This is a genomic window from Dactylosporangium sp. NPDC000244, assembly GCF_040300725.1.
Taxonomy (GTDB): domain Bacteria; phylum Actinomycetota; class Actinomycetes; order Mycobacteriales; family Micromonosporaceae; genus Dactylosporangium.
On the sequence record NZ_JBEPEH010000070.1, the window covers coordinates 1 to 13,120 of the forward strand.

Consider the following 13,120-nt stretch of genomic DNA (forward strand, 5'->3'; position numbering starts at 1 on the left):
AACCGCGGATAGACCGCCGACAGCTCCTCACCCATCCCGAGACGCTGCGAACCCTGGCCCGGGAACAACACGGCCGTCCCGCCCGGCACCACCGAGCCGCGGACGGCAAGCTCGCCGTCCAGCAGCACACCGCGATGCTCGAAACCGGTCCGGGTCGACGCCAGCGAAAACCCGATGTCCACCGGCGAACCCGGCCAACCAGCCAGTCGGGCCGCCTGCGCCTCAACACCAGCCTCAGAACGGCTCGACACCACCCACGCCGCCGGCACATCAGCCTCAGCCGAAGACTCCGCGGCCTCGACACCCTCCAGGATCACGTGCGCGTTCGTGCCGCTGATCCCGAACGACGACACCGCCGCCCGGCGGGGACGATCCGCATCCGGCCACGGCTGGGCCTCGGTCGCCAGCGCCACCGCGCCCGCCGACCAGTCCACCTGCGACGAGGCCGTGTCCACGTGCAGGGTCCGCGGGACGACCCCGTGCCGCATGGCGAGGACCATCTTCATGATGCCGGCAGCGCCGGCCGCGGCCTGGGTGTGGCCAAGGTTCGACTTGATCGAGCCGAGCAGCACCGGGGCCGGGCGGTCCTGGCCGTAGGTCGCCAGCAATGCCTGCACCTCGATCGGGTCCCCGAGCCGCGTCCCCGTCCCGTGCCCCTCGACCACGTCCACATCCGACGGATCGAGGCCGGCGCTCGCCAAGGCCGCGCGGATCACCCGCTGCTGCGACGGACCGTTCGGGGCCGTCAGACCGTTCGACGCGCCGTCCTGGTTCACGGCCGAGCCCGCGATCACCGCCAGGACCCGGTGGCCGAGGCGCTCGGCGTCGGTGAGGCGTTCCAGCACGAGGACGCCGACGCCCTCGGACCAGCCGGTGCCGTCGGCGGCGTCGGCGTACGACTTGCAGCGCCCGTCCCCGGCCAGCCCCCGCTGGCGGGAGAAGTCGGCGAACGTGGTGGGCTGCGCCATCACCGTCACGCCGCCGGCCAGGGCCGCGTCGCACTCGCCGGCCCGCAGCGCCTGGGCGGCCAGGTGCAGGGCGACGAGCGACGACGAGCACGCGGTGTCGACGGTCACGGCGGGGCCCTCCAGGCCCAGCGCGTACGAGATCCGGCCCGACAGGACGCTGCCGGAGGTGCCGACGCCGAGGAAGTCCTCGACGCCGGTCGGGACGGTGCCGGCCGAGCGGGCGTAGTCGTGGTACATCAGGCCGGCGAACACCCCGGTCCGGCTGCCGCGCAGGGTCGACGGGTCGACGCCCGCCGCCTCGATCGCCTCCCAGGAGACCTCGAGCAGCAGCCGCTGCTGCGGGTCCATGGCGAGCGCCTCGCGGGGGCTGATGCCGAAGAAGGCGGCGTCGAATCCGCCGGCGTCGTAGAGGAACCCGCCCTGCCGGGTGGTGGACTTGCCCTCCGGGTCGGGATCGTGGTCGTAGAGGCCCTCGATGTCCCAGCCGCGGTCGGCCGGGAAGTCGCCGATCGCGTCCTCGCCGCCGGCCAGCAGCCGCCAGAGGTCCTCGGGTCCGGCCACGCCACCGGGGTAGCGGCAGGCCATGCCGACGATCGCGATCCGGTCGCCAGCCACCGGCCCGTCACCACCGACAGGCCGGACGGTGGCGGGAGCGGGTGTGGCCGGGGCGGCCTCGGGCGCGAGGTGACTCAGGATGTGCTCGGCAAGGACGGCCGGGCGCGGGTAGTCGAAGACGAGGGTCGCGGGCAGGCGCAGCCCAGTGGCGGCGGCCAGGCGGTTGCGCAGCTCGATCGCGGTGAGCGAGTCGAAGCCGAGCTCCGAGAACGCCTGCTCGGCGCCGATGGCGGTGGGGCCGGCGTGGCCGAGGACGGCGGCGACGTGCGTGCGGACCAGCTGCAGGACGTGGTCGGGGTGCCCGGCCAGGCCCTCGCTGACCGGGACGCGGGCCTCGGCGGGGCGCGGGCGGGTCCGGCGGCGCAGGGCGCGCGGGTCGAGCCGGGCCGCGACCACGTTCGGCTCGGTGCCGGCGGCCGCCGCGTCGAACAGCCGAAGCGCGGCCGGGGTCGGCAGGGGTTGCAGGCCGTCGCGGGCCATGCGACGGCGGTCGGCCTCGCCGAGACCGGCGGTCATCGCGGTGACGTGCTCCCACAGGCCCCAGGCGATCGAGACGCCCGGGAGGCCCTGGGCACGCCGGTGCCGGGCGAGGGCGTCGAGGAACGCGTTCGCGGCGGCGTAGTTGGCCTGGCCGGCGGCGCCGAGCACGCCCGCCACGGACGAGAAGGAGACGAACAGGTCCAGGTCGCGGTCCGCCGTCAGGGTGTGCAGGTGCCAGGCGGTGTCGGCCTTGGCGCGCAGTACCGTCGCCATCTGATCGGCGGAAAGGGAGGCCACGGTGGCGTCGTCGGTGAGGCCGGCGGTGTGGACCACGCCGGCCAGGCGTCCGGGCACGGAGTGCAGCAGCTCAGCGAGCCGCGCGGGGTCGGCCAGGTCGCAGGCGACGGTCCGCTCCACGACGCCGTCGCGGACCAGCTCGGCGGCCCCGTCCGCGGCGGGGCCCCGGCGGCTGGCCAGGACGATCCGGGCGCCGTGGTGTTCGTGCAGGTGACGGGCGACGAGTCCGGCGAGGCCGGCCGGGTTGCCGGTCACCAGGACGGTGCCGTCGAGCCGCAGGGGCGGGGGCGGTTCGGTCTCGTGCCGGGTCAGCCGCGGGGCGAGGAGCCGGCCGGCGCGCACGGCCAGCTGGGGCTCGCCGTCCGGGAGGGCGGGCACGTCGTCGGTGTCGGTGTCGGCGATCCGGATGCGGTCCGGGTGCTCGGTCTGCGCGGCGCGGACCAGGCCCCAGACGGCCGCGGCGACCGGGTCGATCGGGTCATCCGGGCCGGTGGCGACGCCGCCGCGGGTGACGATGGTGAGCGATTCCGGCCGGGCCAGCCACTGCTGGATCCGGGCGAGGACGGCGGGCACGGTCCGGTGGAGGTCGGCGAGGACGTCCGGGCCCGACGGCGCGACCGTCAGCGTCTCCGTGCTCGTGCCGGCCGTCGCCGGCACCGGAATCCACTCGGTGCGGTAGAGGGGGTCGGCCGGGACCGTGAGGGGGCGGGCCGCCAGCGACGTCACGGTGCCGATGACGGCGCCGGTCGGGTCGGCCAGGGTGATCTCGACCCCGGACGGGGCGGGGCTCAACCGGGCGCGGACGGCCGAAAAGCCGGTGCCGGGGGCCGGCAGCGTGACGCCGGACCAGGCGAACGGGAGTCCCGCGGTGTGGCCGTCGACCCAGCCGGCCGCGTGCAGGACCGCGTCGAAGAGGGCCGGGTGGACGGCGAAGCCGGCGGTCGGCAGGGCCGTGGGCAGCTCGGCCTCGACGTAGACGTCGTCGCCGTGGCGCCGCAGCGATCGCAGGCCGCGGAAGGCCGGGCCGTAGCCGAGCCCGAGGTCGGTCAGGCGCTGGTAGACCTCGTCGGCCCCGACCAGGTCCGCCTCCCCCGGCAGCTCCTCCGGCAGCGGCAGGCTCGCGATAGGCGGGGTCGCCGCGGGTGCCAGCACACCGGTCGCGTGCCGGGTCCACGGCTCGTCGCCGCCGTCGGCGGGGGCCGAGTGGATGGTGACCGCGCGGCGGCCGTCGCCGTCGGCGGCCGCGACCCGCACCTGGACGGCGACGGCGGAGCCCGGCGGCAGCGTCAGCGGCGTGTCCAAAACCAGCTCGTCGACGGCCGGGCAGCCGGCCTCGCGACCGACGCCGGCGGCGAGATCGACCAGGGCGGTGCCGGGCAGGAGGATCGCGCCGTGCACGCGGTGGTCGGCCAGCCACGGGTACGCGGCGACCGAGAGTCGGCCCGTGCACATGAGCTCGTCGCCGCCGGCGATGCGGACCAGGGCGCCGAGCAGCGGGTGTCCGGCCGTCTCCAGCCCCAGGCCGGTGGCGTCGCCGGAGTGGGCCGCGGGGGTGAGCCAGTAGCGCTGGTGCTGGAACGGGTACTTCGGCAGCGGCACGGCGTTCCCGGCGTGGTAGGCCGCGAAGTCGATGCCGGTGCCGCGCACGTGGGCCTGGGCCAGGCCGTGCAGGAGCGCCTGCGGTTCCGGCCAGCCCGAGCGCAGCAGCGGGATGAACGCGGCGTCCTCGACACAGTCCGGCCCGAGGGCGCTCAGCGCGGCCCCGGGGCCGGCCTCGAGGAAGGTCCGCACCCCGTGGCCGTGCAGGAACCGAAGCGTCGGATCCAGCTGTACGGGCGCGAGCACGTGCTGCACCCAGTAGTCCGCGTCGAACTCGGTCATGAGCTGGCCGGTCACGTTCGACACGATCGGGATCTGGGCCGGCCGCCACTCCACCGACCGCAGCACCTCGGCGAACGCGGCGGTCACAGGCTCCATGAGCGGCGAGTGGAACGCGTGCGAGACCCGCAGCGCCTTGGTGCGCACATCGCCGAGCCGCGCCACGACGGCCGCCACCTCGTCGGCCGGGCCGGACAGCACCACCGAGGACGGCCCGTTCACGGCGGCGATCGCCACCGAACCGGACAGCGCCGCCTCGGCCTGGGCCGCCGGGCACGCCGCGGCGACCATCACGCCGCCGGGCGGCAGCTGCGCCATCAGGCGGCCGCGCGCGGCGACGACCCTGACCGCGTCGGGCAGGCTCATCACCCCGGCGCAGTAGGCGGCCGACAGCTCACCGACCGAGTGACCGGCCAGGAAGTCCGGCTTCAGGCCCCAGTCCCGCAGCTGCTCGAAGAGCGCGACCTCGAACGCGAACAACGCGGGCTGGGTGATCTCCGTCGCGTCGATCCGCTCGTCCGGGAGCTCGCCGAAGAGCGCGCGCACCTCGTCGTGGACGCGCCGGAACACCGGGAAGTCCAGTCCGGCGCCCATTCCGGCGCGCTGGGAGCCCTGGCCCGAGAACAGGACCGCCAGGCCGCCCGGTGTCACCGAGCCCCGGACGGTCTCGTCGCCGACGATCACGGCCCGGTGCTCGAGGCCCGCGCGCGTCGCGGCCAGCGAGTAGCCGATGTCGACCGGCGATCCCGGCCAGCCGTCCAGCCGGGCCACCCGCTCGGCCAGCGCCGCCTCGGAGCGGGCCGACACCGTCCACGCCACCGGCCCACCGGCGTCGGCGGTGGGCCGGGCGGGCTCCTCGGGGACCGACTCCAGGATCACGTGGGCGTTGGTGCCGCTGATGCCGAACGACGACACGCCGGCCCGGCGGGGGCGGTCGGACGGCGGCCACGGGCGCGCCTCGGTGAGCAGCTCGATCGCGCCGGCGGTCCAGTCGACCCGCGGGGACGCCTCGGCCAGGTGCAGCGACTTCGGCACCAGGCCGTGGCGCATGGCGAGGATCATCTTGATGACCCCGGCCACGCCGGCCGCGGCCTGGGTGTGGCCGATGTTCGACTTCACCGAGCCGAGCAGGAGCGGCGGGCGGTCCGGCTCGCGCCGGCCGTAGGTCGCCAGGAGGGCCTGGGCCTCGATCGGGTCGCCGAGCCGCGTGCCGGTGCCGTGGCCCTCGACCACGTCCACATCGGACGGTCCGAGGCCGGCGGCGGCGAGGGCGGCACGGATCACGCGCTGCTGCGACGGGCCGTTCGGGGCCGTCAGGCCGTTGCTGGCGCCGTCCTGGTTCACGGCGGAGCCGGCGAGCACGGCCAGGACCCGGTGGCCGAGGCGCTGGGCGTCCGCCAGGCGCTCGACGACGAGGATGCCGATGCCCTCGGCCATGCCGGTGCCGTCCGCGGCGGCGGAGTACGCCTTGCAGCGGCCGTCCGGGGCCAGGCCCTGCTGGCGGGAGAAGTCCACGAAGGTGGCCGGGCCGGGCATCACGGTGACGCCGCCGGCGAGGGCCACGTCGCACTCGCCGCCGCGCAGGGCCTGGGCGGCCAGGTGCAGGGCGACGAGCGACGAGGAGCAGGCGGTGTCGATGGTGACGGCGGGGCCCTCGAGGCCCAGGGCGTACGCGACGCGGCCGGAGGCGACGCTGCTGGAGTTGCCCAGGCCCACGTGGCCGTCCACGCCCTCGGGGAGGTCGGCGGCGGTGGCGTACCCACCGTGGATCAGGCCGGTGTAGACACCCGCGCGGGCGCCGCGCAGGCCCAGCGGGTCGATGCCCGCGTCCTCCAGCGCCTCCCAGGAGACCTCGAGCAGGTGCCGCTGCTGCGGGTCCATGGCGAGGGCCTCGCGGGGGCTGATGCCGAAGAAGGCGGCGTCGAAGTCGCCGGCCCCGGCGAGGAAGCCGCCCTGGCGCGTGCTCGTGCTGCCCGCGCGGCCGCCGTCGGGGTCGTACAGCTCCTCCAGGTCCCAGCCGCGGTCGGCCGGGAAGTCGCCGACGACGTCGTGTCCGTCGGCGACGACCTGCCAGAACTGCTCGGGATCGGCGATGCCGCCGGGCAGGCGGCAGGCCATGCCGACGATCGCGATCGGCTGCGCGCGGCCGTCCTCGACCTCCCGGAGCCGCTGCCGGGTCCGGCGCAGATCGCCGGTGACTCGCTTGAGGTATTCGCGCAGCTTCTCTTCGTTGTCCATCACACCAGCCCGTCGCGCCGGTTCCGTCACCTGAAGCTAGCGATGACGCTCCACAGTGGAGAACCCCTAACCGGCGCGACGATCCCCTAGGAGGGGACTCAGCTGGTCCAGCGGAAGAGCTTCGAGGCGGCGAGGCAGCCGCCGACCGCGTAGACGACCATGACGCCCAGGCGCAGCGGCTGCCACCAGTCGCCGTCCCACGCCGCCTGCATGGCCTGGGAGCCGGCGCCGAGCGGCGTGAACACCGCGATCTGGCGCAGGATCTCGGGCATGGCCGGCCCGGGCGTCCACAGCCCGGCGAAGAACACCACGGGGAAGAACAGGATGCTGCCCAGGCCGCTGCCGGCCCGGGCGTTCGGGGCCATGGCCGCCACCAGCAGGCCGATGGCGAAGACGGACGCGGCGGCGAGCACGAACGCGACGACGAAGCCGGCGAAGTCCTTCGGCGCCGGGATGTCCATCAGGCCGATGCCGACGACCAGCAGCAGGGCCACCGTCACCGCCATGACGACGAGGTGCACGACCATCTCGGCCAGCAGCAGGGTGAGGGGCTTGGCCGGGGTGGTGGCCAGCCGCTTGAGGATGCCGCGCTCGCGGTAGTTCGACAGCACGGCGCTGATCGTGGACAGGCCGAGCATCGTGATCGTGACGCTGATGAGCGGCGGGAGGTAGACGTCGAGGACGCGCAGGCCGCCGAGGTTGGGGTCGGGCGTCTTCATCATGGCGAGGTTGCCGAAGACGGCGAGCAGCACGACCGGCAGGGCCACGCCGAAGAGCAGCACGATCGGCTCGCGCAGCAGGAGCTTCATCTCCATGACGGTGAAATTGCCGAAGCCCTTCAAGGGACTGTCTCCTCTGCCCTAATCTTCGATCGAGTGGCCGGTGAGCTGCAGGAAGACGTTCTCGAGGTTCGCCTGTTCGACCCGCAGGTTGTTCGCGATGACCTGCTGGGCGGCCAGGGCCGAGGTGACGGCGAAGAGCACGTTGCCGGTGCCGGTCACGACGGTCTCGGTCGCGGTCGTGTGCACGGCGGTCACCTCGGGCAGCGCCTCGAGGATGGCGCTGTCGACCGGCTTCGAGGGCTGGAAGTGCACGCGGACATCGCTCTGCACCTGCTCGATGAGGGCGCTGGGGGTGTCGACGGCGACGACCTTGCCCTTGTTGAAGATGGCGAGCCGGTCGCAGAGCCGCTCGGCCTCGTCCATGAAGTGCGTGACGAGCAGGATGGTGACGCCGCGGTCGCGGACCTTCTCGATGAGCTCCCACGTGTCGCGGCGGGCGCTGGGGTCCAGGCCGGTGGTGAGCTCGTCGAGGACGGCGACCTCGGGGTTGCCGATCAGCGCGAGGGCGATGGACAGCCGCTGCTTCTGACCGCCGGAGAGCTTGCTGTAGTACGAGTCGAGCTTGTCCGTCAGCCCGAGCTGCTCCAGCAGTTCGAGGGGGTCGGCCGGGTCGCGGTACAGCGACGCGTAGAGCTTCAGCGCCTCGCGCACCTTCATCTTGTCGGGCAGCTGGCTCTCCTGCAGCTGCACGCCCAGCCGCTCGCGCAGGGCCTCGGCGTCGCGCAGCGGGTCGAGCCCGAACACCTTGACCGAACCGCCGTCGGGGCGGCGCAGGCCCTCGATGCACTCGACGGTGGTGGTCTTGCCGGCGCCGTTGGGGCCGAGGATCCCGAAGATCTCGCCGGGCTCGACGGTGAACGAGACGCCGTCGACGGCGGTCTTCGACTCGTAGCGCTTGATGAGGTTCTCGACCTCGATCACGGGCACGGCAGTCCTCCGGGCCAGCTCGCTGAAACGCTCAACACGATCGGTCCTCCAGCCAGATTTGTACGTTGCGGGCGAGGGCGTCGGCGTGGTCTCCGACCATGGTGAAGTGATTGCCCGCAGTGTCGAGTACATCGTGGGGCATTGACCATGAGGAGCGCCAGTCGCCCGGTCCGGACCACACCCCGAGGGGTTCGGAGGCCCGGACGAGCAGTGTGGGGGCCGCCATCGGCAGCGCCTTCCACTCGGCGAAGAACGGCAGGTACGCGGCCCAAGCGGTGGTGCGGAAGTCGTCCATCGGGGTGTAGGCGACCGTGCGCTCGGTGAGGCCGTCGAGCAGCTCCGGCACCCACTCCCCCAGCACCTCGCTGCCCATCGCGTAGCTGTCCATGAGCACGACCGCCTCGGGCGAGCGGCCCCGGGCGTCGAGGGCGTGCGCGAGCACGTTGGCGACCTGCGAGCCGCCCGAGTGACCGGCCAGCACGAACGGGGCGTCGCCGATGGTGCGCAGGATCGTCGCGACGTGCGTGGCGATGAGCGTGTCGAGGTCGGCCGGGAGCGGCTCGTCCACCCCGAAGCCCGGGTTCGGCAGCGCGTAGACGTCGCGGCGGCCGCGGAACCCGGCGGCGAGGCGGGCGTACTCGTGCGCCCCCGACATCATCGACATGGTGCAGCAGCAGATGAGCGCGGGCGCGTCCCCGCCGCGGGCGAGCCGGACGGCGGCGGGCGGGGCGGCCAGCGTGGCGGCGTCGCGGAAGCTCGGCCGGAACTGGGCCAGCCGCACGAGCAGCTCGGTGTAGTCGGCGGCCCGGCCGACCGACTCGGTGTAGGTCAGCAGCCAGCCGAGGATGCCGCCGGGGCGCTCGGCGGCCGCCTCGCCCGCGTCGTCCTCGCCGCCGAGGCTCGCGGCGAGGTGCCGGGCGAGCAGGTCGGGCCGGGGGTAATCGAAGAGCAGGGTGGCGGACAGTTCGAGGCCGAGCCGCCGGCGCAGGGCGTTGCGCAGTTCGAGGGCGGTCAGCGAGTCGAAGCCGAGCTCGAGGAACTCGCGGTCGAGGTCGAGCCGGTCCGCGCCGGCGAAGCCGAGCACCTCGGCGGCCTGCTCGCCGACGAGGCGGAGCAGGATGTCGTAGCGCTCGTCGGCGGAGACGGCGAGCAGCCGCGGGCGCAGATCGGCCTCGACCGGCTCCGGCACCGGCGCGGGCTCCGGCTCGACCAGGTCCCGCAGCAGGGCGCTCGGGCGGACGGCGGTGAAGACGGCGGCGAAGCGGGGCCAGTCGGCGTCGGCGACCGCGACGCTGGCCTCGTCGCCGGCGAGCGCGAGGCCGAGCGCGGCGAGCGCGGGCTCGGGGGCGAGGGGGCGCAGGCCGCGGCGCAGCAGCGAGTCGTCGTCGCCCGGTTGCGCCCACGGCACCCAGGCGACGGCGAGCCCGCCCAGGCCCTTGGCGCGGCGGCGTTCGACGACGGCCTCGGCGTAGGCGCCCGCGGCCGCGGCGACCGCGAAGCCGCCGCTGCCCCAGGTCGCGGCGGTGGAGCCGAACGTGACGAACAGGTCGAGGGGCGTGTCGCCGTAGGTGTCGGCGAGCTCCCGCAGGGTCCGCGTCTCGTCCTCGATGGCGCGGGCGAGGTCCGGGCCGATCGGGCTCGGGGCGGTCGTCGCGCCGCCGAGGTACACCACGCCGTCGACGACGTCGTCCGGGCCGGCCTCGGTGATGACGCGCTCGACGCCGTTCGCGGTCAGCCAGCGGGTGACGTGCGGGACGCGCTCGGCGGCCGCGCCGGCCAGCAGGACGGTGCGGGGTGTCTTGCGGGATGTCACGGCCCCCTCGGGGGCGGTGGCGGCCACGGTGGCGCGGCGCAGGCGGCGTCCGTAGACGCCGTCGGGGCGGACGGCGACCTGGTCCTCGCCGTGCTCACCGGCGAGCACGGAGCAAACGGCCTCCAGCGGCGGCGGCCCCTCGGCGGGAATCTCGATCAGGCCGCCCCACCGGGCGGGTTGTTCGAGGGCGGCGACCCGCCCGACGCCCCACAGGATCGGGTCGTCGCGGGTCACGCACCACAGTGGAGCATCGAGGTCCGGCCGGTGCAGGAGGTCGAGCGCGTCGCGCAGCCCGGTCGCGCAGACGATGCCCGAAACGGGACCGTCGGTGCCCTCAGCGAGCAGGCGCGGGTCGGCGCCGGCCTTGCGCAGGGCGGCGGTCCACTCGTCGGCGTCGGCGGGCGCCACGGCGAGCAGCCAGGTGCCGTGCAGCACGGGCGGTTCGGCGTCGGGCAGGCGTTCCCAGCCGGTGCGGTAGAGCCAGGCGGCGGGGTCGGCGCGGCGGATGAAGTCGGGCCAGTAGCGCTGCCGGTCGAACGCGTACGTCGGCAGCGGCACGGTCGTCCCGCCGCGGTGGTAGGCGGCGAAGTCGATGCCGGTGCCGCGCACGTGGGCCTGGGCGAGGCCGGTCAGCAGGGCCTGAGGCTCGGGCTGGCCGGATCGCAGGAGCGGGATGAACGCGGCGTCCTCGACGCAGTCGGGCCCGAGGACGCTGAGCGCGCTGCCCGGCCCGACTTCGAGGAACGTCCGCACGCCCTCCCGGTGCAGATGTCGCAGCGTCGGGTGGAACTGCACCGTCGCCAGCACGTGTCGAACCCAGTAGTCCGCGTCGAACTCGGTCATCAACTCACCGGTCACGTTCGACACGATCGGAATCTGAGCCGGCCGCCATTCGACCGACCGCAACACTTCAGCGAACGCGGCGGTCATCGGCTCCATGAGCGGCGAATGGAACGCGTGCGACACCCGCAACCGCGTCGTGCGCACTCCCGGGAACACCAGCCCGTCCAACACCTCAACCGGACCCGACAACACCACCGACGACGGCCCGTTGATCGCCGCCACCGACACCCCATCGGGCACTACGTCCACCGGAGCACCGACCGCCAGCATCCCCCCGCCCGGCGGCAGCTCACCCATCAACCGGCCGCGAGCCTCAACAACCTTGACCGCGTCTGCAAGACTCAACACCCCGGCGCAATACGCGGCCGAGAGTTCACCGACCGAGTGCCCGGCCAGGAAATCCGGCTTCAGACCCCATTCGCGCAACTGCTCGAACAAGGCGACCTCGATCGCGAACAGGCCCGCCTGCGCATTCCGCGTCTCGTCCACCGACCCCGACGGCTCCGGCAGCAGCGAGCGGACCTCCTCGTACACCTCCCGGAACCGCGGATGGACCGCGGACAGCTCCTCGCCCATCCCGGGCCGCTGCGAGCCCTGGCCGGGAAACAGCACGGCCAGACCGCCCCGGGTCACCGAGCCGCGCACGGTCTGCTCGCCCATGAGCACGGCCCGGTGTTCGAGGCCCGCCCGCGTCGACGCCAGCGAGTAGCCGATGTCCAGCGGCGACCCCGGCCAGTCCCGCACCCGGGCCGTCTGCCGGGTCAGGCTCTCCTCGGAGCGGGCCGACACCGTCCACGCCACCGGCAGGCCGGCCTCGGCGGTGGGTGCGGCGGCAGGCTCCTCCACCGACTCGAGGATCACGTGGGCGTTGGTGCCGCTGATGCCGAACGACGACACGCCCGCCCGCCGGGGACGGTCGGACGCGGGCCACGGGCGCGCGGCGGTCACCAGCTCGACCGCGCCGCCCGCCCAGTCGACCTGCGGGGTGGGCTCGTCGACGTGCAGGGTCGCCGGGACCAGGCCGTGCCGCATCGCCATGACCATCTTGATGATGCCCGCGGCGCCCGCGGCCGCCTGCGAGTGGCCGATGTTCGACTTCACCGACCCGAGCAGCAGCGGCCGGCCCGGCTCGCGGTCGCGGCCGTAGGTGGCCAGCAGCGCCTGCGCCTCGATCGGGTCGCCGAGCCGCGTGCCGGTGCCGTGGCCCTCCACGACGTCCACGTCGGACGATCCCAGCCCGGCCCCGTCGAGCGCGGCCCGGATGACGCGCTGCTGCGACGGGCCGTTGGGCGCGGTGAGCCCGCTGCTGGCGCCGTCCTGGTTCACGGCCGTGGCCCGGACGACGCCGAGCACGGGGTGGCCGTTGCGGCGGGCGTCGCTGAGCCGCTCGACGAGCAGCAGCCCGGCGCCCTCGGCCCAGCCGGTGCCGTCGGCCGCCGCGGCGAAGGACTTGCAGCGGCCGTCGACGGCGAGGCCGCGCTGGCGGGAGAACTCGACGAACGCGGCCGGGGTCGACATCACGCACACCCCGCCGACGAGGGCCAGGGTGCACTCGCCGTGGCGGAGGGCCTGGGCGGCCAGGTGCAGCGCGACGAGCGACGAGGAGCAGCCCGTGTCGATGCTGATCGCCGGGCCCTCCAGGCCGAGCGTGTAAGAGATGCGGCCGCTGGCGACGGAGGCCGAGTTGCCGGTGCCGAGGTAGCCGTCGACGGGGGTGGCGGTCGCGGCGAGCAGGGCCGTGTAGTCCTGGCCGCTGGTGGCCGCGTAGACGCCGGTGCGGGTGCCGCGCAGCGAGGACGGGTCGATGCCGGCCCGCTCGATCGCCTCCCACGACAGTTCCAGGAGCAGCCGCTGCTGCGGGTCCATGGCGAGGGCCTCGCGCGGGCTGATGCCGAAGAAGCCGGGGTCGAACTCGCCGACGCCGCGCAGGAAGCCGCCCTCGCGGGCGTACGAGGCGCCGCTGCGGTCGGGGTCCGGGCTGTAGAGGGCGTCGAGGTCCCAGCCGCGGTCGTCGGGGAACGGCGCGATGGCGTCGCGGCCGGCCGCGACGAGGTCCCACAGGTCCTCCGCCGAGGCGATGCCGCCCGGGAACCGGCAGCTCATCCCGATGATCGCGATCGGCTCGCCGGTGACCGCCGCGAGGCGCTGGTTCTGCTGCTTGAGCCGCTGGTTGTCGACCAGCGCCGTCCGCAGCGCCTCGACGACGTTGTCCATCGATA

General features: G+C 74.5%; 3 protein-coding genes and 1 pseudogene. All 4 read right to left on the reverse strand.

Features of this window, described 5'->3' with window-relative positions:
• Positions 1-6,506 (reverse strand): SDR family NAD(P)-dependent oxidoreductase (locus ABT369_RS54750; RefSeq protein ID WP_502891954.1); only part of this gene is annotated, 6,506 nt, incomplete at its 3' end.
• 68 nt (positions 6,507-6,574) lie between these two features.
• Positions 6,575-7,291 (reverse strand): ABC transporter permease, encoded by a 717-nt coding sequence (locus tag ABT369_RS54755; protein ID WP_350626155.1) that lies wholly within the window; start codon positions 7,289-7,291, stop codon positions 6,575-6,577.
• Positions 7,292-7,336: 45 nt separating this feature from the next.
• Positions 7,337-8,245, reverse strand: coding sequence for an ABC transporter ATP-binding protein (locus tag ABT369_RS54760; RefSeq protein WP_350626157.1), 909 nt, complete (start codon positions 8,243-8,245; stop codon positions 7,337-7,339).
• A 31-nt stretch (positions 8,246-8,276) separates the two neighbouring features.
• Positions 8,277-13,094: pseudogene (locus ABT369_RS54765) on the reverse strand (beta-ketoacyl synthase N-terminal-like domain-containing protein); the annotation flags it as partial.
• Positions 13,095-13,120 lie beyond the last annotated feature (26 nt).

Coding starts and splice junctions, on each gene's coding strand:
- ABT369_RS54755 (WP_350626155.1), bottom strand. CDS start 7,291: ATGGAGATGAAGCTCCTGCTGCGCGAGCCGATCGTGCTGCTCTTCGGC.